The sequence below is a fragment of the Micromonospora sp. MP36 genome (assembly GCF_008119785.1).
Taxonomy (GTDB): Bacteria; Actinomycetota; Actinomycetes; order Mycobacteriales; family Micromonosporaceae; genus Micromonospora.
Window position 1 is genome coordinate 30538 of record NZ_VSFA01000048.1, and the last position, 22592, is coordinate 53129.

Here is a 22592-nt window from a genome sequence, read left to right on the forward strand (position 1 = left end):
GTCAGGCCGTCGTCACACGCGGAACCGGCTGCGAGAAGCTCGTCTGCTGACCCGCGCAGTCGCAGGTGACGTTCGCCCGCTCGGCTGGGGTCGGCCGCAGGTGCAGGTACATCGCGATCACCATCGGGATGAAGACGACGGAGTTGTAGAACAGGTGCAGCTCCACCCGCGGCACCACCAGCTGGGCGACGCTGGTGGGCACCGTGCCGCCGAAGAAGAAGGTGCCGGTCTGCGCCTGGATCAGCAGCAGCAGGTGCTCGATGTGGTGCCAGAACTGCAGGCCGAGCGCGATCCCCCACCACACCTTGGAACGCCCGGAGAAGCCGGGCAGCAGCAGGAACAGGAAGACCAGCATCACGATGGCGTAGCCGTAGTGCAGCCACTCGGAGGTGACCAGCCAGGGCCAGAACTGCCCCAGCACACCGCGGGCCTGGGGGCGCGGTTTGTTCAGCACCCAGATCTGATAAGCCTGCACGAGATGCTCGGCCCAATGCGCGATTACGACGATGAGAAAGAGTCGCAGCATGACCCGGTGATAGCGCCCGTTGATGCGGGCGAGCACTCCGGAATTCTGGCGCATGATTTGTCTCCTCCGGTGTGACGGCGTCGAGAAATCACGCTATCGGCGCACTGAAGACCATCATTCTTCTGTCGTGCGAAATTCAGACTCCGATCGGTCTGCGGGTCACCGCCCGCCCGGCTTGGGCCGCGCTCAGGTGACCCGCCTCGTGCAGCCAGCGGACGGTGTCGGCCAGGGTGTCGACGAGCGGTCGCGCGACTGGGGCGTCGTCGAGCGGACGGGCCACCTTGCAGGCGTAGATGGCGCCGTACTCGACCGGGACGTGCACGGGCAGCACCCGCTGGGCCAGCCCGGCGAGCCAGCCCACCGGCAGCAGCGCGGCCGCCGGCAGGTGCACGGCCGGCAGCCGACGGCCGGTGACCTCACGCAGCGCCCCCAGCAGCTCCCGGGTCCCCACGAACCGGCCCGGTGCGGCGATGCGGGCGGGCCCGCCCCGGGTCAGCACGTCGGCGTGCCGGACGGCCACGTCGCGGACGTCGCCGATCGGGAAGCCGCCGTCCGGCCAGATCGGCATGAGGCCGCGCAGCGTGTCGCGCAGGCGCCTGGTCTGGTCGCCCAGCCGCGGGTCGTGCGGCCCGAGCAGCGCCGGCGGGTACGTGATGACCACCGGCAGCCCGTCCCGCCGGTGCTGCCGGGCCACCGTCTCGGCCGCCGCCTTGCTGGCCAGGTAGGGCTCCCGCGGCGCGCCGACCGGCGCGTCCGAGGTGATCGGCCCGGGCGCCGGCAGCAGCGCGCCGAAGGTCGAGACGTGCACGATCCGGTCCACCCCGGCGTCGCGGGCGGCGGCCAGCACGACCTCGGTGCCACGCCGGTTGACCGCGCGCATCTCGGCATGCCGGCGCGGGTCGAAGCTGTAGACCGACGCCGCGTGCAGCACCCCGGTGCAGCCCCGCACCGCCGCCGCCACGGCCACCGGGTCGGTGACGTCACCGAGCGCCATCGGCACCTCGGCGCCGCCGGCGAGCGGCTCCAGCGCCCGCCGGGCCCGCCGCGGATCCCGTACGAGCAACCGCACCGGGGCGCCGCGGCGGAGAAGTTCCGCCGCGATGTGCGAACCGAGAAAACCGGACCCGCCGGTGATCAGAAATGTCATGCCGCACCTCCACGCATTCTGGGAGTTGGCCGGCGGTCGGCGCCGCCGAAAAAGTGAAACATCTCTTTTTCCACCGGAACGGAGTGACGCATGACCATCACATTGAATCCCGCGGAAAGCCCGGCCGCTTTCGCGCGGCAGGTCAAGACGGCCTCGGACGCCGAATTGCGCGAGCTGGTCGCCGGGGACCGGCGCACGGCGGTACTCGGCGACCTGGTCGCCGGCATGCCGGACGTGTTCCGGCCCGACCGCGCCGGCTCGCTCGAGGCGGTGGTGCACTGGCACGTCACCGGCCGCGCGGACGGCAACGACGACGTCTTCGAGCTGGAGATCGCCGGTGGCCGGTGCACGGTGTCCCCGCGGCCGGACCGCACGCCGCGGCTGGTGCTGCGCCTCGACGCGGTCAACTTCGTCAAGATGACCACCGGAAACGCCAACGCCCGGATGCTCTTCCTACGCGGCAAGCTGAAGGCCCGCGGCGACCTCGGACTGGTCAACAAGTTCCCCGCCCTCTTCGACGTGCCCAGGCCCTGAGCCGGTGGAGGCCGGGTCCGCCGTGGCGGACCCGGCCGTTTCACGCCTGGGTGAGGAGGGGACGGCGGCTGCTGCTGACCGCCTCGGGCGGCTCGGCCACATACCGCACCGGCACCCCGCGCCGCGCGACCGCCTCGACGATCCCGGGCACCGCCCGCTCGGCCAGCGCCGCGATGGTGAAGGCCGGGTTGACGGTCAGCGCGCCGGGCACCGACGACCCGTCGGTGACGAAGATGCCGGGGTGGTCGCGCAGCTCGTGCGTGTCGTCCAGGGCGGACGTCTCCGGGTCGTCGCCGATCCGGCAGGACGAGAGCGGGTGCACCGTGTAGGCGCCGATCACCTCGTCGCTCCACGGCATCACCTTGGCCAGGCCGTCGCGTTCCAGGATGTCCCGCACGTCCGCGTCGGCCCGCGCCCACGCGGCCCGGGTGTTCGCGGTCGGGTCGTAGCGCAGCGGGCCGCGGCTGAGCATCTGCTGCGAGATGCGGTCGGCGTTGCCGGTCTCGGGCGGCGGGCCGAAGACGCCCTCGTTGTCGTCCTCGGACATGATGAAGACGGTCAGCCACGATTGCCAGCGGCGCAGCATCTCCTTCTTCTCGGCGCCGAACCAGGTGGGCCCGGTCGCGTCGCGCACCTGGGCCAGGATCGTGCCGAAGCCGGGCGGGAAGTAGAGCTGCTCCAGCGAGTAGCGGTGGAACTCGGGCAGGTTCTCGTCTAGCCAGTCCCAGGTGGCGCACACCGGGCCCTTGCCGATCTGGTAGGCCTCGTAGGCCCGTCCGTCGGGCCGGGAGAGGCCGAGCACCTCGCGCACTCGGTTCTCGTCGACGACCGCGGTGTTGAGCCGCTCGCCGTTGCCGGAGAAGTATCGGCCCACCGCGGCCGGCATCGTGCCGAGGTCCTCCTCGGAGCGCTGCAGGATCGCCGGGGTCGCGGCGGCGCCGGCCGCCACGATCACCACCTTGCAGTCGATCGCGCCGCTGCCGGTGACCTCGCGGTAGTCCACGTCGTGCACGGTGTTGAAGTGCACGCGGTAGCCGCCGTCGATGCGCGAGAGGCGCTGCACCTCGTGCAGGGCGCGGATCTGCGCACCGTGCGCCAGCGCGCCCGGCAGGTAGTTCAGCAGCAGCGACCGCTTCGCGTCGAACCGGCAGCCGGACATCATCCAGTTGCAGTTGGTGCACTTGGCCCGGTCGATGGCGGCCGGCACCGGGTTGGCCGTGCGGCCCGCGTGCGCGCACGCCGCCGCGAACAGGCCGCCCGAGTACGTGACGTCGTTCCAGTCCTGCCGGCTGATCGGCAGCGACTCGGCGACCTTGTCGTACCAGGGGTCGAGCGCGGGACGGTCGATGGCCGCCGGCCACATCCGCCGTCCCGCGCCGCCGAGCCGCTCGAAGGCGTACCGGGGCGCCCGTGGCATGGCCGCGAAGTAGACGACGCTGCCCCCGCCGACGCAGTTGCCGCCCAGGATGTTCATGCCGTCGCCCATGGTGAACTCGAAGGCGCGGGTGCTCGAGCTGCCGAACTTGAAGTCGTGCTCGAAGTCCTCGCCGGTCAGCCACGGGCCGCGCTCGAGCACGACGACGCGGGCACCGCCCGCGGCGAGCCGGTAGGCCGGGATCGCGCCGCCGAAGCCGCTGCCGATGACCACGACGTCGGTGGTCTCTATCGCTGTCATGCGGGATCTCCCGAGGGTGTGGTGTGCGGGTGTGGGGAGGCCAGCACCCGGCGGTAGGAGAAGTCCGGGAAGCGCCACAGGCCGTCCGCGTCGGGCTCGGTGAAGCCCATCGTGGTCAGGCCCGGATGGCCGGCCGCCAGGGCCTCGGTGGTGTGCACCGACGCGCCCGTGTCCCAGGCCATGACGCTGAACATGGCGAGCGGCACCCACAGGTCCTGCTCGTCGGTGCCGGGCGCCATCAGCGCGGCGGCCAGCGCGGTCCGGTCGTCGAAGTCCAGGGCGACGAACGCGGGGACGCTGTCGTCGAGCGTCCGGTCGTGCTTCTCGGCGTACGCCTGCGCGTGGTCGTTGAGCCCGATCACGAGCGTCGGCAGCAGCCCGCCGATCCCGCCCTCTTCGGACGCCATCAGATCGACGGCGCCGGCCGCGACCGCGCCCCCGCCGTCGGCCGCACCGGCGACGGCACGGTCGGTGGCGTACCGCCGCTCGCCCGGGATGATGGTGTCCGCGAAGGCCTCGAGTGTCATCACCTCGGAAACGGTCAGTCGCGTGGCTTCCGATGGCATCCGGCACCGCCTTTCTCCGCATTTCCATTCGAATTCTCATGGTCATTCGCGGCGCCGTTCGGGGTCATCTCTGGGCTTGCGGCGCGGCGCTGCGCACGCTTGGAGACGCTGCGCAGGCAGGAATTTGGACACGATGAAGGCATCCGTTTTCCGTCACCGTCGAGAAAGAGAGAGCCGATGACTTCGACTACCGCATCCACCGAGGTGGACCGCTCCGAGCAGGCCGCCATCGCCGCGGTTCCGGCGCGCATGGTCAACGCGTGGCGCGAGCACGACGCCGACGCCTTCGCCGGGTTGTTCGCCGAGGACGGGACGCTGATCCTGCCCGGCGTCTTCGTTCAGGGACGCGACGCCATCAGGCAGTTCATGGCGAACGCGTACGCCGGCCCGTACCGCGGGACGACGGTCACCGGGACGCCGATCGCGATCCGGCCGCTCGGCCCGGGCGCCGTGGCGCTGCTGACCGAGGGCGGCGTGATCAACGCCGGCGCCGAGGAGCTGGCGCCGGAGAACGCGATCCGGGCGTCGTGGATCCTGGTCAAGGAAAACGACAACTGGGTGCTCGCGGTCTACCAGAACTGCCCGCGCAACCGTTCCTGATTTCCCAGTCGGTAAACGAATACGCCGCCGGTGGCCCCCCACCGGCGGCGTATTCGCCTGCGCTCTAGGCCAAGCCCAGCGCCGGCTGCTGCCGGTGGTTCTCCCGGTACGAACGCACCCACCAGTACACGCCACGGATGACGCACACGATGGTCACCGCGAAGAACAGCGTGTAGACCACGTTGAAGGCCATCAGGATGCCGTAGACGGTGGCCACCGAGGCGCCGAACATGAACATCGCCCGGCCGGTCGAGGGCGTGGTGCCCGGGTCGGTGATCATGTAGTTGGTGAACAGGACGAAGGCCACGCCGGTCATCGGCACCAGCGCGCCCCACAGCGCGACGTCCCAGATCCAGTGCCGCACCAGCGCCTGGATGACGAAGCCGCCGACCCAGCCCATGATCAGCAGGACCTTCTTGGTCAGCATGGCGTTCAGCACGGTGCCTGCAGTAAGGATGATGAACGGGACAAGGAACGAGATCGCGTCCGGCACCGACTCGGTGAAGTGGTACGGCGGCGCGATGTTCACCCACGAGAAGGCGAGCAGGGTGATCGTGATGCCGAAGTTCGACGGGTTCAGAAAGTGCCGCACCCGGCCCTTGATCGGGGCGCGGAAGACGTACTTCTGCCCGATCGCCACCACCACGGCGAACGCGATCGGCCAGAAGTGCACGTTGGCGTAGAGCAGCATGTTGCAGGCCAGCGCGGTGATGTGGGTGGGCAGCAGGAACGTGTAGACGCCCCACGCGCCGTTGCCGGCGAACTCGGGCCGGCGGCCGTTCGCCCACGCCGCCACCGACTCGATGGCGATCTCGGCGGTGTAGCCGACGGCCAGGGCCAGCAGCGGCCAGAGCCACGGCTGCTCGAAGCCGAGCACCGCGTAGCCGAAGATGTTGAAGATGCTCATCGAGATGGCGAAGTTGCGTAGCGCCTTGTAGCGAGGGTCGGTGCGGTCGACGCGGGCCGGCTTGCCGGTGGCCGCCGCGGGTGAGACCAACGGCTCTGCGGGCCGGCTGTTCGTGGGGCGGATTACGGTGTCGGTCATCGCGCTGCTACCTCCGTTGCCTGCTCGGTGAGCAGCACGTCGTGCCACCCGTGGGTCAGGTCGAGCGTCTGATTGCGGGCGACCCCGGCGGAGTCACGCCACTTCACCGTGGCCTTGACGGGCTGCGAGCCGGCGTCGCCGAGCCCGAAGAAGACGTCGAAGCTGCGCCGGCCGCTGTGCCCGCTGCCGCCGTCGAGCTGCGAGATCTGGGTCCGGCCGTCGGCCGTGGTGATGCGAACCTGCGCGCCGTACGCGGGCGTGCGGGCCTGGTCGTCGTCCAGCGCCGGGCGGTGGAGCCGCAGCCCGAGGAAGTTCCCGTGGCCGGCGTTGTCGTTGCGGTAGTAGGCGGGCGCGTCCCACTGCCGGGCCACGGCGAAGTCCTGGCCGCCGTTGTTGTCGGCGTCACCGACCGCGATCCCGCGGGTCGGCACCGGCACCCCGAGACCCAGGTCCTCGCTGATGTTCAGGAATTTGCCGTCCTCGCTCGGTGCCCAGAACGCCAGCTTCTGGTGTCCGGCGATGTCGTCACCCGGCTCGGCCTTCGGCCACATCTGCGGGTTCTGCAGCATCAGGTCGTTGCTCATGGCCAACTCCTGCAGCCACGGCCAGCGGTTGATGGAGCCCTTGACGAAGCCGTCGGCCTGCACCACGGCCAGCCGGCCGCTGTTGTCGAAGTCGGCCATCTTGGCGTCCCAGCCCCAGCCGGTGAAGGCCATGCCGTGCTCGGCGGCCTCCTGGTCGTACGGCGCGGTGCCACGGCGGAGCTTCTCGCCGGCCTCCTGCTCGGTGGCGGCGTTGTTGCGCCAGACGAAGTTGCTCTCCTCGATGCCCCACTCGGTCGTGATGTTGCTGACGAAGATGTCGAACCGGCCGGTGCCCATCAGGTCGCCGAAGTCGACCGACATGCCCTTGAACGAGTCATGGCCCAGCACCATCGACTTCGGGGTGGTGGCCCCGCGACGACCCTCCACACCGGCGAACTTAATCTTGCCCGGGGTGGACACGTTGTGCAGCAGGTGGTCGTGGCCGAAGTCGTTGGCCAGGTAGAGCTCGGGCAACAGGTCGCCGTCGAGGTCGGCCGAGCCGGCGCCGAGGGTCCAGCCGGAGGCCAGCTTCGGCGGCACGGCGCCCGGCTGCTCCTGGTAGTTCACCGACGGCTTGTCGCCGCCGGTCGCGCCGGTCCAGCGCAGCACATGCGCGCCGCCGCCGTTCGTCGCCCGCGACATCGCGTGGTTCATCTCGACGTTGCGCGCCGAGTCCGGGTCGAGCACGCCGCTGTCCGGGAAGTAGTTGAACACCCCGATGTCCGGGTGCGAGTCACCGTCGAAGTCGGCGATCGCCACCGCGTTGGTGTTCCACAGCGGGCCGTGGTAGCTGCCGTCCGCGGCGGGCGCCTGCGGCACCAACTCGGTCGGCTGGTAGGTGGCTTTGCTGAGGGACGTCGAGGTGCCGCTCTGCTTGTTGAGGAAGACAATCGGCGTGCGGCCCCAGTAGTAGGCCAGCAGGTCCATCCGGCCGTCCTGGTTGAAGTCGCCGGGCGTGCAGCCCATCGGCGCCACCCCCGGGCCGTTCGGCAGCGGCGCAGAATCCAGCACGAACGGCGCATAGCGGTCGCCGGTTCCGGGTACGGGGGTGACAATGACGGAGTCGCTGCGGGTGTCCACCAGACAGAGGTCCTGGGCGATGCCGGCCCCGGTGAGGTCGTTGATCGCGATGCCCGCGCCGACCGAGGAGATCCAGGCGCGGATGTGCTCGTAGTCCTCGTTCACCCGGCGGACGGTGTTGTTCGGGAGGCCGGGTGGCAGGGCGATCGGGAGTTCGGTGAAGTGGTAGCGGGACGAGACGGCGGCCCGTTCCGCGGCCGAGGCGGACGGTGCGCGGGCGATGGCGTAGAGGCCGCCGACCAGCAGGATCGCGAACAGGGCCGGCAACATCCGCCGTGCCCGTCCGACCGTGGGCGTAGACAAGGGGCTCTCCATTCAGGTGGTCAGGCGGCCTGCACCGTCACCGGCAGTCCGCCGCGGATGCGCAGCGACAGCATCGGTTCGGCGACGACCGGTCGGCCGGGAAGTCCGGTCAGCCGCAGGTCGCGGCAGAGCAGAGCGAGCACGAGCACCGCCTCGAGCAGACCGAGGTGGTTGCCCACGCAGAAGCGCGGGCCGGCTCCGAAGGGGATGTAGGCGAACCGCGGCCGGTCCGTCCCGGCGTCGCCGAGGAAGCGCTCCGGGTCGAAACGGTCCGGCTCCGGCCAGAGGGCCGGGTGACGGTGCAGGGTGTACGGCGAGACGAGCACGTCCGCTCCGGCGGGCACCCGGTAGCCGCCCACCACGTCGTCCTCGATCGCGATCCGGGGCAGCAGCCAGACGGGCGGGAACATCCGCATGGCCTCGGAGATGACCGCCGAGGTGTAGGTCAGCCGTCGCAGGTCGTCGTACTCGGGCGCCCGGCCGCCGAACACCTCGACGGCCTCGTCGTGCACCCGCTGCCAGGCCTCCGGGTGCCGGTCCAGCAGGTGCAGGCTCCAGCTCAGCGTGCTGGCCGTGGTCTCGTGCCCGGCCAGCAGCAGCGTCACCAGCTCGTCGCGCAGCCGCAGCTGCCCCACGCGGGGGTCGGCCTCCCGGTCGGCCGACACGATCAGCCGGGACAGCACGTCGTCGGCGTCGGTGGTCCGCCCGCGCCGCTCGGCGACCAGGCGGTCGACGACGACCTCCAGGCGGCGCCGGGCCTTGCGGAACCGCATCTGGTGCGGCAGCGGGATCCACATCGGCACCATGCTGAGCGTTTCCAGCTCGAACATGGCCTGGTCCTGCACCCTTGCGAAGTCGGTGCCGATGCCGTCGAACGCGTGCAGGTCGGCGTCGAGCAGGGTGCGGCCCAGCACGCCCAGGGTCAGGCCGGTGAGCTCGTCGACCAGTTGCACCGGGCCGGCGCCGATCCGGCTGCGCAGCCGGTCGACCAGCCGGGCTCCCTCGGCGGCGATCGCCCCGGCCTGCTCGGCGATCCGCCGGCTCTGGAACGCCGGCTGGATCACCTTGCGCTGTTCCTTCCAGAGCTCGCCCTCGCTGGTAAGCAGGCCGTCGCCGAGCGCCCGTCGGGCGTGCACCAGGCCGATGCCCTTGCGGTAGTTGGAGGCGTTGCCGGCCAGCACATGCTTGGCCGTCTCCGGGTGGTTGAAGAAGTACAGCGCCTTGTGCCCGACCGGCAGCCTGGCCGCGTCGCCGTACTTCTTGGCGGCGTCGGTCATCATGGCCAGCCGGTCCCGGTTCATCTGAGCGAGCAGCCGCAGGGCCGACAGCCGGGACGGGCCGGGCAGGACCCGCCCGCGCGACGCGGCACCGGTGGGCGTGACGGTGGCGGTCATGCCGCCCTCCGGCCGGCCGCGTCCGACTCGAGGCGGCCGAACTGGCCGCGCAGGAAGATCAGCACGTCCTCGTCGCTGCTGCCCGCCATGCTGAGCAGCCGGCCGACGAAGATGCTGTGGTCGCCACCGTCGTAGGTGCGCCACAGCTCGCACTCGAAGTGGGCGGCCGCGCCGGCGATCAGCGGGGCGCCGCACCAGGCGCCGCTGAGACAGTCGGTGCCGGCGAACTCCGCCGCGCCGATCGGCCGGCGCCCGGCGAAGTGCCGGGCCACCCTCTCCTGACCGGCGCTGAGCACCGACACTCCGAAGGCGCCGGCCCGCACCATGGCGCTGTGCATGTTCGCGTTGCGGTCGACGCAGACCAGCACCAGCGGTGGTTCCAGCGACACCGCGGTGAAGCTGTTCGCCGTCATGCCGTGCGGCTGGTCGCCGCCGGTCGTCACCACGGTCACCCCGGTCGCGAACGAGCCGAAGGTGCGCCGCAGCAGGGTGGTGTCCTGCACCTGGGGCACGGGGCCGCGTTCGACCTGCAGCTCGGTCATCAGCGGGCCCTCGCCAACTGATGGGTGTACGGCTCCAGCGCGCGCACCAGCGCCTCCGGCACCCGTGACGGCACGGTCCGGGTGTTCGGGCCGCGCATGCACGCCACCCGCTGCATCCCCCGGGCGACGAGCGTCTCGCCGCCACCCGGGTTGAGCCGCACGTAGTCGAAGCCGAACTGCAGCTGGGTCTGGCCAAGCTCGACCAGGCGCATCCGGATCGACACCTCGTCGAATGCGGTGATCTCGGCGTAGAACTCGCAGTCAACCTTGAGCGTGAACAGCTTCAGGTCGTCCTGCAGGTCGGCGAGCACCTCCGAAGCGCGCTCCTTGAGGAACAGCTCGCGCGCCCGGCCCTGCCACCGCAGGTAGTTGACGTAGTAGACGTTGCCCACCAGGTTGGTCTCTTCGAAGCCCACGGTGTGGCGATACTCGAAGTATTTCACTGGCCCTCCTTTGCGAGTACGGCGAACACCACCGGCTCGGCGCCGCCGCCGCGTACCGTCGCCGCCAGGGCGCCGATGCGGTTGTCGCCGGAGGTGAGGGTGACCCAGCCGGCGCGCTCGGATCCGGCGAGCGTGATCGGGGCGTCGGCCGAGCAGCCCGCCTTGCGCAGGCACTCGATCGCCGACCAGACCCGGGTGGCCGCCACGTTCAGCGGCTCGGCACAGGTTTCGGCGATCAGGCGGGCCAGGTCGAGATGCCGGCCGAGCAGGCCCTGCCAGTCGCTCTCCGTCCGGGCGGTGACCGGCTCGACGTCACAGCCGAGCTGTCCCTCCCCAACGGCGCAGAGGGTGAGACCGGCGCCGTGGGCCGCGGTCAGCGTCAGGTTCCCGTCGAGCTCGGGCCGCCCGTCCGGGCGGTACCGGACGTTCACCGGGGCGTTCATTGCCCGGCCGGCCGCGCGGGCCGTGCGCACCCGCCGGGTGCCGACGTGATCGCCGGTGTCGTCGCCCGGGTCGTCCGGCTCGACCACCACGGCCGCCCGGATGCCGGCCAGGTCGCCGATCGTGCGCTCCAGGTAAGGCCCGAGCAGCGCCGGCGCCCACGGGCCGCGCCCGTCGCGCTTGCGTACCGCGCGCAGGTGCAGTCCGGTCCAGCGCTCGATGACCTTGCCGGCCGCGTCGCGCAGGACGATGTCGTAGACGTACGTGTCGCCGTCCCGGCTGCGCTCGGTGGCGCAGTAGCGGAGCTCGCCCGCCCGGTTGAGCCGGTCGCCGGCGGGCTGGAGTTCGTCCACCCGCACCGGCAGCAGCGTCGCGTCCGGCACGCAGACCTGGTTGCCGTGCATCAGTGTGTCTCGGACACCCGGGTCGCCGAGCACGAGCGCGCCGGGCAGGAAGGCGGCGAACCAGTCGGTCTGCGGCAGCGCCTCGACCACGACGTCCACGTCGCGGGCCTGCGCGCGCCGGTAGCCGCGCAGCCGCTGGAACCGGCCGCCCTGGAAGAGCACGTCGCCGTAGAGGTCCGCGGCCGGGTCGAGGGCCACCGGCGGCAGCCCCTCGCCGACCTGATCGGGAGCGCCGTCGGCCGGTCCGGTGTGGCGCCGGAGCAGCCGGGCGCGGAAGTGCTCGGCAGCGAACGCGGTCTCCTCGCTCTGGATCACCACGTCCACCGCGTCGTCGTCGGTGCGCACCGCGGCGATCCGGATCGTCGTGCTGCCACCGGGCGGCACCACGATGGGCCGGGCGAATCGGGCGTCGGTGATTGTCGGCGCCTCGGTCCAGCCGGTCAGCGCCTGGGTCACCTGCGCCATCGCCTCCATGCCCAGCACCGCGGGGAACAGCAGATTGCCGTCGAGCAGGTGGTCGGCGAGGTACGGGTCGGTGCCGGCGTTCAGCTCGGTCTCCACCACCAGCTCGACGCCGTGGTAGCGCACCAGCGGCCGGTCCACGAACCGCAGCAGCGGCAGCGGCGGGTTCTCCCGCTCGACCGTGTGTATGCCCTCGGTGCGACCGCTGATCAGCACGGTGGACGGCACCGACGGGTCGGCGAGCAGCCGGCGCAGCGTCGCCAGCCCCTGGTCCGGGGTGATGGCGGTGACGCCCTCGCGGGCCAGCGCCTCGACCACGGACAACCGCTCGCCCATGCCCACGCCCGACCAGACCGACCACTCCAGCACCAGGGTGCGGCAGTCCGGGTGGTCCGTGCCGTAGCCGGTGACCAGCTCGTCGAGCCACTCGTTGGCGATCGAGTAGTGCGCCTCGCCGCGTAGACCGGCCCGGCCGATGATGCTGCCGAGCGCGACCAGCAGCTTGAGCCCGCCGTCGCCGATGGCGTCGAGGACGTTGCGCAGGCCGTCCACCTTGGGCGCCAGCGTGCGGCGGACCAGGTCCTCGTGCACGCTGGTGAGCGCGGTCGGCTCATTGCGGCCGGCGCCGTGCAGCACCGCGGTCACCGGGCCGCCGAGTTCCGCGCTGAGCGTCTCGAGAGCCGCGCGCACTTGGGCCGGGTCGGTGACGTCGGCCCGGGCGTACCGGACCGTGACGCCCTGCTCCGCCATGCGGGCCAGGTTCGCCGAGATCTCCGGGTCGGTGGCCGCGTCGGAGCGGCCGAGCAGGGCCAGCCGGGCGCCGCTGTCCTTGGCCATCGCCAGGGCGCACTCGGCGGTGATGCCCTTGGCGCCGCCGGTCACCAGCAGCACGTCGGACTCGTCGAGCGCCGCCTCGGTGCGCTCCGCGCTCACCGGCAGCGGGCGCAGCACCGGCACACGGCGGGTGCCGTCGGCCGCGTACCACGCCTCGGTGAAGGCCGTGGTGCCGGCGACCTCGGCGACGATCCGATCCACCGCGTCGGGTTCCGGCGCGATGTGCACGACCGTGGTGCGGATGTTCGGCGCCTCCAGGTGCAGGGTCTTGGCCAGGCCGGCCGCGCCCCGCCCGTGCTGGACCAGGACGAACCGGCCGCCAGCGGCGCCGGTCACCGCGGCCCGGGCGCCGGCGAGCGCCTCGGCCAGATCCGCCTCCACGCAGTCGGTCGGCAGGAGGACGAGGACGCCGCCGCCGACGTTGCCGCGCTCGAGCGCGGCCCGCAGCGGCTCGGCCAGCGGGTGGTCCGCCGGCGCGTGCACCTGCCAGCTGCCGCGTTGCTCGATGCCGGCGGCCGCCGGCACGTCGCGCTCGTCGAGGTCGACCCGCCAGGACCGCACCCAGTCGGCCGCGCCGGTCACGACCGGCGCGGCCTCGGGGGCGCCCGGGGCCGTCTCCGATCCGCGCAGCCCTTCGAGGACCTCGGCCAGTTCGGTGAGGGTGGCGGTGGCGAAGTTGGCGGGCGTGCGGCTCGGCGGGATGCCGATGCTCTGCGCCACCTTGTTCACCATCTGGCCCACCGTGATCGAGCTCAGGTGCAGGTCGTCGAGCAGGCGGCTGTTCATGTCGACCAGCTCGGGCGGCAGTTCCGCACGCTCCGCGGCCATCCGGCGCAGCAGGTCGGCGACCGACTCGCCGGCCGGGCCGGCCGCGGGCTTCGCCTCGGGCGCGTCGGACGGCACCGCCGGGGCCCCGCTACGGCTGCGCGCCGGCACCTGCGGCGCGGCCTCGCACGGGCTGGCGAAGAAGCGGAACTCCGTGCCCAGCGCCAACGGGCGCACCAGCCGGCCGTGGAACAGCGCGGGGTCGACGTTGGTGGCGCCCACCACGAAGGCGGCCCCGAGCACCCGCAGCAGGCCGGTCGACGACTCGTCGTCGGTGTCCAACGCGACCGCCGGTACGTCCACCACGCCGCTCGCCAGGCCGCTGAGCACCCGGCCGGGGCCGACCTCGATGAGCAGGTCGACGTCCTTGGCGGCCAGCGCGACCGCTTGGGCGAACAGCACTGGCTCGGTGATCTGCCGGGTGAGCAGGCCGGCCAGGTCGGTGTCGGCGGGCAACTCCTCGCCGGTCACGGTCGAGACGACGCGCCGGGCGGGCCGGCCGAAGGACTCCCGGCGCAGGAGGCCGCCGAATGCGTCCGCGGCCTCGGCGACCAGCGACGAGTGGAAGGCATGCGAGACCGCGAGCCGGGTCGCGCCGACACCGGCCTCCTCGGCCCGTCGGCAGGCCTGCTCGACGGCGTCGACGGCGCCGGTGATCACGGTCTGGCCGGGTCCGTTGTACCCGCCGACGACCGCGGACAGTCCGGCGATCAGCCGTTCGGCCTGCTCGGGTCCGCAGGCGAGGCCGGCCATCGTGCCCGAGGCGCTGTGCTCGGCCATGGTGCGCCCGCGCAGGGCGGCCAGGCGCAGCACCGTCTCGTCGTCCATCGCCCCGGCCCACTGCAGCGCGGTCAGCTCGCCGAGGCTGTGCCCGACCGCCACGGTGGCCTCCAGTCCGAGGGTCCGCAGCACGCGCTGGCCGGCGATCGAGCCGGTGACGATGCGCGGCTGTGCCACCTCGGTGGCGACCATGTCGCCGCTGCTGGGCAGCGCGGCGGCGCGGTAGACCTGGTCGGCCTCGGCGAAGCGCCGGCGTAGCGCGCCACCGCTGGTGCCCTTGCCGGAGCCCTGCCCGGGGAACAGGAAGCCGATCTCGCCGTCGCCGATCTCGCCGAAGCAGGTGCGGCCCTCGTCGGCGAACAGCTGCGGCTCGCCGGCGTCGAGGGCGGCGAGCACAGCGTTCAGCCGGTTCGTCGCGTCCGAGGGCGAGCGCACCACGACGGCCGCACGCCAGGGCAGCTCGCGCAGTTCGCCGTGCAGGGTCGAGGCCAGGTCGCTCAGCTGGGCATAGCTGATCGAGGGCACGAATTCGGCCACCCGCTCCAGCCGGTCGCGCAGCTCGGCCGGAGTCAGCGCGTCGAACAGCAGCAGCTCGGCGTCCTGCGCGCCGGTCGCGATGGCCCGCGTACGGCTGCCGTAGCGCACCTTGCGCGCCGGCTCGCCGCGGTCCAGGACCAGGTGGGTGTTGATGCCGCCGAAGCCCATGGCGGTCACGCCGGCGCGCACCGGGCGGTCGTCCGGCCACGGCTCGGCCTGGCGCACGACGCGCACCGCGGCGTTTGCGGAGTCGAAGACCTCGTGCGGGTCGACGCAGCCGACGGTGGGCGGGATGACCTCGTTGTGCATCGCCATCGACGCCTTGATCAGCCCGGCCACACCGGCCGCGGCCTTGGTGTGCCCGATCATCGCCTTGACCGAGCCGATCGCCGCGGGCGGGGCGCCCGGGCCGGCGGCCAGCCGGTTCTGGTTCAGCGCGGTCAGCTCGTTGGAGTCGCCCACCTTCGTGCCGGTGCCGTGGCCCTCGAACATGGACACGGTCTCGATGCCGAAGCCGGCGCGGGCGTACGCCCGGTTGAGTGCGAGGTGGTAGCCGCGGGTCTCCGGGCGGGTGATGCCGCCGCGCCCGTCGGAGGAGATGCCCCAGCCGGCGATCGTGGTGTAGATGCGATGGTTGCCGCGCAGCGCGTCGCTCTCGCGCATCAGCACGACCATGCCGCAGCCCTCGCCCGGCCAGAACCCGTTCGAGCCGCGGTCGTAGACGCGCATCTCGCCGGTGGCCAGCGCCCCGGTCTTGGCGAACCCGATGACCTCGAACGGGTCGATCGACAGGTCCACCCCGCCGGCCACCGCGACATCGAGCTCGCCGTCGGCCAGCGCCTTGCAGGCGGTGGCGACCGAGAGCAACGAGGACGAGCAGGCGCCGTCCACGGTGTAGCCGCCGCCCTGCAGGTCGAAGTGGTTGCAGACGCGCCCGGCGATGGTGTTGGACAGGCCGCCGGCCAGGGTGTCCTCGTCGACGGCCGGGAACGGGCTCTTGTACGCCTGCTCCAGGTCGTCGAGGAGAGCGCCCAGGTCCTCGTCGGCGAAACCACGCTCGCGCAGTACCGCGCTCACCGTGCGCTGCACGTACGGCCAGCGCAGCCGCAGCTGGTTGGCGCGGGAAAACTCACCGGTGAGGGTGTTGCCGACGATCACGCCGGTGCGCTCCCGGGGCAGCCCCTCGGCCATCGGGAAACCGGCGTCGGCCAGCGCTCCGGCGGCCACGTCGAGGGCCAGCCAGTGCGTCAGGTCGGTGGAACGGTACGTGCTGCCGGCCACCTTGTACGCGATCCGGTCGAACTCGTACGCGTCGATGACCGCCGCGTTGCGGGCGTAGAAGCGGTCCGGAGTACGGGGATCGGGATCCCAGTAGTCCTCCAGCCGCATCCGGACGTCCGGCAGTCGGCGGAACGCCCGCCGGCCGGCGACGGCGTTGTCGAAGAGTTCCTTGGGGGTGGTGGCGTCAGGATATCGGCACGCCATTCCCACCAGCGCGATTCTGGACATGGGCGATCGGGGTCTCCTCACATGGACTGGCGGACGAGCGCACGAGACAGGGTCAGCGGCGCCGGCCCACCCCGGTGTGTGCCGAGAACGCGTCGGCGATGCGCTGACGCCAGGTCGCATAGGCGGGCACTGCGCCGTCGGCGGGCAGGCCCTCGCGAGCGTGGTCGGTGGCCGCGGCGGCCGTCGCGACGTCCGTGCCGCACAGCACCTCGGTGGCCAGCTGGTTGTGCGGGACGACGAGATCGGCGCGCAGCCGGGCCTGCGCGGCGAACGCGGCGCCCTGGGCCAGCTGACCCCGGTACGGGCCGGCGAGCTCGGCGAGGCATTCCAGCTCTGCGCGGTCGACGCCGCCCGCGTACGTAGCGGCCAAGCCGGCGCCGCTGTAGAGGTCCGGCCGGCGGGACTCGGGGAACGCGGCGAACAGCGCGGCGACCCGCTCCGGGTCGGTGCCGCAGACGAACCAGCTTGCCCGGCCGATCCCCTGGTCGATTACCTGGTTGACGTGCCACGCCGGGCCGCGCACGACGGCCGGCGCCCGGGGCGCCTGGTACTGCTCGTAGACGTACTGGCGGGTCCTGAAATAGGCCTGGTGGAAGCCGTAGCCGTCGAGCAGCAGCCAGCGCAGCAGCGGATCCGGGGCGTACAGCGTGGACCAGCGGAACTTCGGCAGGCGGGCCATCGCCCAGCCGACACCGACGTAGACCATGTAGACGTGGTCGGCGCCCGGCCCGGCGAGCAGAGACCGCACGTGTCCGCCGCGCCCGGTGGGTAGGCCGTCGAGCACGGCCATGCCCATGCCGGCGCCCTCGTAGGCGAAACCGCGGTACAGCTCGGGCAGATGTTCGAGGTCCGCCGCGACGTCGGCCGGCCGACCGGTCGCCGCGGCGGCGCCATAACCGGTGAGGAAGGACTTGCCGACGGTCTCCAGCCGGTCCACCGCCGCCGCGGACTTGGCGTGGAAGCCGCGCACGGCGACCTTCGTCTCCGAGATGTCCGGCGTCAGGACGCGCCGTCGCAGGTTGTGCCAGGCTGTCATGTCACGGCCTCCGCTGGGGGTGGGAGAGGGCGAGCGCACCGAGGTGGTCGCGGATCTGCTGGCGCCAGGACTCGTAGTCGGGCGGACCGGCCGGGTCGGGCTGGCTCAGGCTGACGTCGTCGGCGAGCGTCGCCGCGGCCGGCACGGTGAGGCCGGTCAGCGCGTGCAACGTCGCCGCCGAGTGCTCCGGCACGAAGCCGGAGAAGTCGCGGGCCTTGGCGGCGAACACGGCGCCCTGCGCCAGGTGCTGCCAGTGCTCGCCGGACGCGCGGCGCAGCACCGCCAGACCGGTCTCGTCGCAGCCGCCGGCGAACGTGGCCGCGAGGCCGACGCCGCTCCACAGGTCGGCGTGCCGCTCGGCGGCGAAGGCGCGCACCGCGGCGTCGACGTGGTGCGGGATACCGCCGTGGATGAACCACAGCGCCCGCCCGATGCCCTGGTCGACCGCGCGCGGAAAGTAGTCGGCGCGGCCCTGCCACGGATACGGTGCCGGGCGCTGCTGGCGGTCGACCACGTCACCGGTGTCGAAATAGGCGCGGTCGAAGCCATAGCCGTCGACGGCCAGCCAGCTCATGGTCGGGAAGTACGGCGTGCCTGTCAGGTCGGGCAGGACGCCGCGCCATAACGGGCGGGGCAGCCGGGCCATCGCGAAACCGATACCGATGTAGGTGAGGAAGGTGTGCGGTAAACCCGGTCCGCGCAGTAGCCCCCGGGTGCGGGTGCCGCGGCCGGCGGCCATCGCGTCGCGTACGGTCAGCGCCATCGTCGCGCCCTCGTACGCGAAGCCGCGCAGCTCGGCGTCGACCATGTCGAGCCGGCGCTCCAGCCCCCACTGGTCCTTGAGGTCGATGCCCCACTCGAAGCCGCAGACGACGGCCTGCGGGATGGCCTCGAGGGCGCGGGTGGCGTCGGTGGGGGTGACCGGAAATCCGCGGCCGGCGAAGCTCACGTCGCCGAACGACGGCGTCAGAACCAACCGGCGCAGTGAACCTAGGACAGTGGACATCGGGGAAGCTCCCTCACGGGATGTGCGGGTGGGACTTCATGGTGTTACGCGATGCCAGGCCTTCGCGTCTCCTGGTGTGCGCCGTGCGCAGCGATGCGCTGGCGGGCCCCGATGCGGCGGGCGGCTTCGAAGGACGCCCAGCCGGCGACCTCCACGAGGACCTCGTCGCCGGGCATGTGGCGCCGGAACTCGGCGACCACCTCGTCGCCCACCTGGTGTGATGACACCGCGGTCAGCAGCGCGAGCCGACCGGCCGCGCGGTCGGCCGGGCCGAGCCCGGCGAGCAGGTCCTCGCACCAGGCCGTGGAGATCCCGGTGTCCGCGCCGCGCCAGTTGTCGAGGTGTTCGTGCACCACGGCGCGGACCGCAGGGGTCAGCCACCGCTCGCCGGCCGCGTCGAAGACCGCGGCGGCCCGGGCCATCGCACCGGCGATGCTCGGGCTGCTTGCCGCCCAGGCGGCGTCGGCCGGCACCGGCGCGTCCGGCAGCAGTTCGAGGGAGCGGCCGGGCTCGCGGTGCGCGCGTAGCGTTTCGCGCAGCAGCCGGCCCAGGCCCTGCTTCATCCGCTGCCGCGCCCGCCCGGTGAGGCCCGGCGGGAGCAGGAAGCTGGAGAGGAAGACGTTCACCATCCGGGTCAGGTAGTGCATGGCGGTGACCGTGCCGACGAGCTCCGCGCCCTGCTCGGGGTTGAGCCAGATTGGCAGCGGGAGGCCGCCCGGCGACTCCTGCGCGCCGCGCGCCCACTGGCTGATCTCGCGCAGCCGAGGGTCACGCATGTCGCCGGCACGGTCGGCGGCGAGTTTGTCCGCGTCGTACTCTCCGGCCATTTCGTACATGCTGACCGAGTGCATGTCCACGCAGTACGGGCAGATCGTGGCGACCGCGACGGCCGCCGCGGCGGCTTCCTTCGAGGCGCGGTCAACGGTGCCGCTGACCAGCAGCGGCTCGCGCATGAGCATCCAGTAGGCGGCAAGCGCCCGGGGGGACGGCGAGTGCATGAGCGCCGGCGGGATCACCAGTCGCATCTCGTCCGCCACCTGCTGGTACACCCGGTCGACCAGGCCGCTCGCCGAGAGTGCGGGAACCGGTGTGACATGGCGGACCTGGCGTTGCACGACTGAGGCTGCGACGCGGCTGACGATCATGACGACTCCTTCCGCTTGAGTGGCCAGTATCAGCAGATGCGGACGTCAAAAGCCCGTGCCTGAGGCGAGGGCAGCAATCCTGAAAAAATATTCGCCCGCGGAGACCTGTGATTGAATATCTCCGGTATCTAATTGCTACTTCAATGTTGCGCTGGCCAAGCTGGTCGGCCCCGCGGGTTGCCCGTCCAACTCGGCCGTGGTTAGCCTGACGAGGAGAATGAACGTTGGGATGCGCTGCTCAAAGCGCATTCTATTGTCCGCCGCATCGGATCGGTTTAATGGCAGAATCGTTCTTTGCGGCGTGGCTTATGCCTGGGGGAGCCAATAATGCAGGATGCGTCGGAAAAGGCAGTTCTGCGCGCCATCGCGACGATGCACGAACGCCTCGGCGAGCAATTGACGGTCGATGACATGGCGCGCGCCGCCATGTTCAGCAAGTTCCACTTCACGCGGATGTTCCAGCGGGTCACCGGCGTCTCACCGGGCCGCTTCCTCTCCGCGCTGCGCCTGCAGCGGGCCAAGGAACTGCTGGTCTCGACGCCGATGAATGTCGCCGACATCAGCGTCAGCGTCGGCTACAACAGCGTCGGCACGTTCAGCTCACGGTTCAGCCGGAGCGTCGGCATGTCGCCCACCATTTTCCGGCAGCGCGCCGGCTACGCCAGCGAGATCCGCGCCGACTCCGACGGCGTACGGCTCAGCGACGCGAGCCTCTCCTGCGAGGTGCACCCGGCCGGCCGTGACGAGAACACGCTGACGTTCGTCGGCCTCTTCCCCGAGCGCGTGCCCGAGGGCCGCCCGGTCCGCTGCGCGGTGTTGCGCGAATCGCGGCACTTCACCTTCAACCACGCGCCGCTGGGCCGGTGGTACCTGCTCGCCCAGTCGGTCTCGGCCGACCGGTGCCCGCCTGGGCTGTGCCGCGATCACGCCGACCGGCCGGTCGCCGTCGCCACCGCCGGGCCGATCACCATCCGGCCGGGCAAGTCGATCTCGACCGAGCTGGCGCTGCGGCCCGGCCGGGCCCTCGACCCGCCGGTGCTGCTCGCGCTGCTCGACGTCCGCACCTATGCGCTGAGCCGGCTGGCCGAGCAGAGCCGGCCCACCGAGGAATACGGCGTCGTCGCCTGAGCTCTCCCCGCGCCGCCCACTCCGAGGAAGCCATGGGCGCCCCGACTAGCGGCCCTGCTCATCGCGCTCGGCGTCCTCATGATGCGGTATAGGGACGTCCGGGTGCCCGCTATTTTCGGGTTCGGATGGTTTCCGACGATGCCCTACAACTGATTCCCCTGCCTGCAGCAGTGCGTTCTACTATCTACATTCCGGCCACCTCAGCAACGCTCCGACCAGGGCCGCCACGCTAGATCACCGATTGATTCGGGTGATCGGGTAAGTGGCGGCCCGGTGGATTGCGTCCGCTCGCGCCCTCCGCTAGCCTCTGGGCAGAGCGACGGACATCACAAAGGCCGCTAGCATTCGGAATTGGCCGGAATGGGCGCAATGGAGCAGGCAATCGAGGTAGCGGTCAAACGCGCGGTGACGACCATGCGCGATAATCTCGGCCAACCTCTAACCATTGACGACATGGCCCGCTCGGCCATGTTCAGCAAATTTCACTTCACTCGAGTGTTCCAGCGGGTCACCGGGATCTCTCCCGGCCGCTTCCTCTCCGCCCTGCGGCTGCAGCATGCCCAGCAATTGCTCGTCTCGACCCCGCTGCGGATAGCCGACATCAGCCAGCGGGTGGGTTACAACAGCGTCGGCACGTTCAGTACCCGATTCAGCCGCAGTGTGGGCATGTCCCCCACCGAATACCGGCTCCAGTCCGGATTCGCCCTGCAGATCGTCGCGGAAACGGACGAAAGCACGGCGTCACCGACCGGCGGTCGCGTCCAATGCCGTATCCGGATGCCGCAGGACGACCAGCCGCGGCTGATTTTCGCTGGCCTTTTCTCCGAGCGCATTCCGCAGGGCCGCCCGGTGCGCTGCGCGGTGCTCGCCGACCCGGAGCACCTCGAGCTCGACGACGTACCCGCCGGCACGTGGTACCTGCTAGCCCAGTCGGTGCCGGGATCGTGCAGCCACCCGGACGGCTATCAGGCCAAGGTGAACGAGTCGGTGTCGGTAGCCAGCCTCGGTCCGATCACCGTCGCGCCGCGCTCGGTGGTCCGCTCCGAACTGGAGTTCAACAGCGCCGGCCTGCTCGACCCGCCGGTCCTGCTGGCCCTCATGGACGTCCGCAAACTGGCGATGGAGATCGTCGCCCAGCGCACGCAGGCGCCCGTTGCGCTGGCGGCCGGAGCGACAGGTCCCCTTCTCTCAGGCGGCGGCTGGTAGCACCGAAGCCGCAACCGGGAAGTGGACCCGTCTCGGGCGGCTCGGCGACCCTGGTGCCGTGACTATCGCGACCGCACCCACCACGCTGGTCGCCGGCGCCCTGGCTTTCGCCACGCCGGCCTTCCCGGACGAGCGCGGCGTCTTCCGTACGCCGTTCCAGTCGTCGACGTTCACCTCGGTGATCGGCCGTCCGCTGTTCCCCGTGGCCCAGGTCAACTTCAGCGTCTCGCGCCGCGGCGCGGTACGCGGCCTGCACTACACCGCGACCCCGCCGGGCACTGCGAAATACGTCTACTGCGCGCACGGCCGCGCCCTCGACATCGTCGTCGACCTGCGGGTGGGCTCGCCGACGTTCGGGCAGTACGACGCCGTGGAACTCGACCAGCAGCGATGCCCAGCGCTGTACTTCCCGCTCGGGGTCGGTCACCTCTTCGTCGCCCTTGAGGACGACACGGTGATGAACTACCTGCTGTCGCTGGAGTACCGGCCGGAGAACGAGCTCGCGCTGGCGCCGTTCGACCCGCAGCTCGCGCTGCCGATCCCGGAGAACATCGATCCCATCCTCTCGCCGCGCGACCAGGCGGCGCCCAGTCTCGCCGAAGCCCTGGACGCCGGCCTGCTCCCGGACTACGCAGCCTGCCGCGCGCTGGAGGAACGGTACAACGCCTGCCAGTAGTGGCTCCACACCGGAGTGCTGGCCTCGGCGGCGCACTCCCAGCGGTCCCCCGGCGTGTAGACGGAGACGAACCGGCGGGACTGCTTGTGCACGGCCTCGCTGTCGAAGATGTCGATCACCTCGGTCAGCAGTCCCGAGCGCAGCGCCGTGGCCACCTGTTCGGC

At 71.5% G+C, this 22592-nt stretch carries 18 protein-coding genes and 1 pseudogene; 5 read left to right on the top strand and 14 right to left on the bottom strand.

The features are described 5' to 3' along the window. Position 1 precedes the first annotated feature (1 nt). Together FXF52_RS25725 and FXF52_RS25730 are read right to left on the bottom strand one after the other, a co-directional pair. On the bottom strand, positions 2-580 hold the full coding sequence (locus FXF52_RS25725; protein ID WP_148800903.1) for a hypothetical protein: 579 nt from the start codon (positions 578-580) through the stop codon (positions 2-4). Between the two features lie 82 nt (positions 581-662). Next, positions 663-1673, bottom strand: coding sequence for an NAD-dependent epimerase/dehydratase family protein (locus FXF52_RS25730; RefSeq protein WP_148800904.1), 1011 nt, complete (start codon positions 1671-1673; stop codon positions 663-665). A 225-nt stretch (positions 1674-1898) separates the two neighbouring features. Here FXF52_RS25730 and FXF52_RS25735 point away from each other — a divergent pair, with 225 nt between their 5' ends. After that, positions 1899-2207, top strand: coding sequence for an SCP2 sterol-binding domain-containing protein (locus FXF52_RS25735; RefSeq protein ID WP_370518024.1), 309 nt, complete (start codon positions 1899-1901; stop codon positions 2205-2207). A 40-nt stretch (positions 2208-2247) separates the two neighbouring features. Here FXF52_RS25735 and FXF52_RS25740 read toward each other — a convergent pair whose 3' ends face one another. Both FXF52_RS25740 and FXF52_RS25745 read right to left on the bottom strand, forming a co-directional pair. Further along, complete coding sequence (locus tag FXF52_RS25740; protein ID WP_148800906.1) at positions 2248-3882, bottom strand: FAD-dependent oxidoreductase; 1635 nt, start codon at positions 3880-3882, stop codon at positions 2248-2250. Beyond that, a complete protein-coding gene (locus FXF52_RS25745; protein WP_222870678.1) occupies positions 3879-4409 on the bottom strand; it encodes a DUF5987 family protein in 531 nt (176 codons plus the stop codon). Before FXF52_RS25745 ends, FXF52_RS25740 begins: the two co-directional genes overlap by 4 nt. A gap of 216 nt (positions 4410-4625) precedes the next feature. Between FXF52_RS25745 and FXF52_RS25750 the strand changes: the two genes are divergently transcribed. Further along, complete coding sequence (locus FXF52_RS25750) at positions 4626-5048, top strand: SgcJ/EcaC family oxidoreductase (protein ID WP_148800908.1); 423 nt, start codon at positions 4626-4628, stop codon at positions 5046-5048. Between the two features lie 64 nt (positions 5049-5112). On the opposite strand, the gene FXF52_RS25755 is transcribed toward FXF52_RS25750, so the two are convergent. From FXF52_RS25755 to FXF52_RS25795, 9 genes are read right to left on the bottom strand one after another with little or no spacing between them, the layout of a single operon-like run. Next, the gene (locus FXF52_RS25755) at positions 5113-6093 is read right to left on the bottom strand and encodes an enediyne biosynthesis protein (RefSeq protein ID WP_148800909.1); all 981 of its coding nucleotides are present in this window, start codon (positions 6091-6093) and stop codon (positions 5113-5115) included. Beyond that, on the bottom strand, positions 6090-8027 hold the full coding sequence (locus FXF52_RS25760; RefSeq protein ID WP_255472347.1) for a CRTAC1 family protein: 1938 nt from the start codon (positions 8025-8027) through the stop codon (positions 6090-6092). The genes FXF52_RS25755 and FXF52_RS25760 overlap by 4 nt, the downstream gene beginning before the upstream one ends. A 53-nt stretch (positions 8028-8080) precedes the next feature. After that, on the bottom strand, positions 8081-9454 hold the full coding sequence (locus FXF52_RS25765; protein WP_148800911.1) for a cytochrome P450: 1374 nt from the start codon (positions 9452-9454) through the stop codon (positions 8081-8083). Continuing rightward, positions 9451-9996, bottom strand: coding sequence for a flavin reductase family protein (locus FXF52_RS25770; RefSeq protein WP_148800912.1), 546 nt, complete (start codon positions 9994-9996; stop codon positions 9451-9453). Before FXF52_RS25770 ends, FXF52_RS25765 begins: the two co-directional genes overlap by 4 nt. Then, positions 9996-10439, bottom strand: coding sequence for a thioesterase family protein (locus FXF52_RS25775; protein ID WP_148800913.1), 444 nt, complete (start codon positions 10437-10439; stop codon positions 9996-9998). Before FXF52_RS25775 ends, FXF52_RS25770 begins: the two co-directional genes overlap by 1 nt. Next, entirely contained in the window at positions 10436-16231 is a 5796-nt protein-coding gene (locus tag FXF52_RS25780; protein ID WP_148800914.1) for a type I polyketide synthase, read from the bottom strand. Before FXF52_RS25780 ends, FXF52_RS25775 begins: the two co-directional genes overlap by 4 nt. A 52-nt stretch (positions 16232-16283) precedes the next feature. Then, a complete protein-coding gene (locus FXF52_RS25785) occupies positions 16284-17267 on the bottom strand; it encodes a DUF1702 family protein (protein ID WP_148800915.1) in 984 nt (327 codons plus the stop codon). Position 17268: 1 nt separating this feature from the next. Further along, a complete protein-coding gene (locus FXF52_RS25790) occupies positions 17269-18273 on the bottom strand; it encodes a DUF1702 family protein (RefSeq protein ID WP_148800916.1) in 1005 nt (334 codons plus the stop codon). A gap of 44 nt (positions 18274-18317) precedes the next feature. Beyond that, a complete protein-coding gene (locus tag FXF52_RS25795; RefSeq protein WP_255472345.1) occupies positions 18318-19418 on the bottom strand; it encodes a carboxymuconolactone decarboxylase family protein in 1101 nt (366 codons plus the stop codon). A gap of 327 nt (positions 19419-19745) precedes the next feature. Between FXF52_RS25795 and FXF52_RS25800 the strand changes: the two genes are divergently transcribed. From FXF52_RS25800 to FXF52_RS25810, 3 genes are all read left to right on the top strand, one after another. Then, on the top strand, positions 19746-20546 hold the full coding sequence (locus FXF52_RS25800; protein WP_148800924.1) for a helix-turn-helix domain-containing protein: 801 nt from the start codon (positions 19746-19748) through the stop codon (positions 20544-20546). 369 nt (positions 20547-20915) lie between these two features. Then, the gene (locus FXF52_RS25805; protein WP_148800917.1) at positions 20916-21752 is read left to right on the top strand and encodes an AraC family transcriptional regulator; all 837 of its coding nucleotides are present in this window, start codon (positions 20916-20918) and stop codon (positions 21750-21752) included. A gap of 58 nt (positions 21753-21810) precedes the next feature. Continuing rightward, complete coding sequence (locus tag FXF52_RS25810; protein WP_370518023.1) at positions 21811-22428, top strand: dTDP-4-dehydrorhamnose 3,5-epimerase family protein; 618 nt, start codon at positions 21811-21813, stop codon at positions 22426-22428. On the opposite strand, the pseudogene FXF52_RS41815 reads toward FXF52_RS25810, so the two are convergent. Next, positions 22380-22592: pseudogene (locus FXF52_RS41815) on the bottom strand (putative sugar O-methyltransferase); the annotation flags it as partial. The gene FXF52_RS25810 and the pseudogene FXF52_RS41815 overlap by 49 nt on opposite strands.

Excerpts from the sequence above, each read along its gene's own strand:
- FXF52_RS25795 (WP_255472345.1), bottom strand. The coding sequence starts at position 19,418 with ATGATCGTCAGCCGCGTCGCAGCCTCAGTCGTGCAACGCCAGGTCCGC.
- FXF52_RS25730 (WP_148800904.1), bottom strand. The coding sequence starts at position 1,673 with ATGACATTTCTGATCACCGGCGGGTCCGGTTTTCTCGGTTCGCACATC.
- FXF52_RS25755 (WP_148800909.1), bottom strand. The coding sequence starts at position 6,093 with ATGACCGACACCGTAATCCGCCCCACGAACAGCCGGCCCGCAGAGCCG.
- FXF52_RS25780 (WP_148800914.1), bottom strand. The coding sequence starts at position 16,231 with ATGTCCAGAATCGCGCTGGTGGGAATGGCGTGCCGATATCCTGACGCC.
- FXF52_RS25765 (WP_148800911.1), bottom strand. The coding sequence starts at position 9,454 with ATGACCGCCACCGTCACGCCCACCGGTGCCGCGTCGCGCGGGCGGGTC.
- FXF52_RS25750 (WP_148800908.1), top strand. The coding sequence starts at position 4,626 with ATGACTTCGACTACCGCATCCACCGAGGTGGACCGCTCCGAGCAGGCC.
- FXF52_RS25790 (WP_148800916.1), bottom strand. The coding sequence starts at position 18,273 with ATGTCCACTGTCCTAGGTTCACTGCGCCGGTTGGTTCTGACGCCGTCG.
- FXF52_RS25735 (WP_370518024.1), top strand. The coding sequence starts at position 1,899 with ATGCCGGACGTGTTCCGGCCCGACCGCGCCGGCTCGCTCGAGGCGGTG.
- FXF52_RS25760 (WP_255472347.1), bottom strand. The coding sequence starts at position 8,027 with ATGTTGCCGGCCCTGTTCGCGATCCTGCTGGTCGGCGGCCTCTACGCC.
- FXF52_RS25745 (WP_222870678.1), bottom strand. The coding sequence starts at position 4,409 with ATGACACTCGAGGCCTTCGCGGACACCATCATCCCGGGCGAGCGGCGG.
- FXF52_RS25725 (WP_148800903.1), bottom strand. The coding sequence starts at position 580 with ATGCGCCAGAATTCCGGAGTGCTCGCCCGCATCAACGGGCGCTATCAC.
- FXF52_RS25740 (WP_148800906.1), bottom strand. The coding sequence starts at position 3,882 with ATGACAGCGATAGAGACCACCGACGTCGTGGTCATCGGCAGCGGCTTC.
- FXF52_RS25770 (WP_148800912.1), bottom strand. The coding sequence starts at position 9,996 with ATGACCGAGCTGCAGGTCGAACGCGGCCCCGTGCCCCAGGTGCAGGAC.
- FXF52_RS25800 (WP_148800924.1), top strand. The coding sequence starts at position 19,746 with ATGCAGGATGCGTCGGAAAAGGCAGTTCTGCGCGCCATCGCGACGATG.
- FXF52_RS25785 (WP_148800915.1), bottom strand. The coding sequence starts at position 17,267 with ATGACAGCCTGGCACAACCTGCGACGGCGCGTCCTGACGCCGGACATC.
- FXF52_RS25805 (WP_148800917.1), top strand. The coding sequence starts at position 20,916 with ATGGAGCAGGCAATCGAGGTAGCGGTCAAACGCGCGGTGACGACCATG.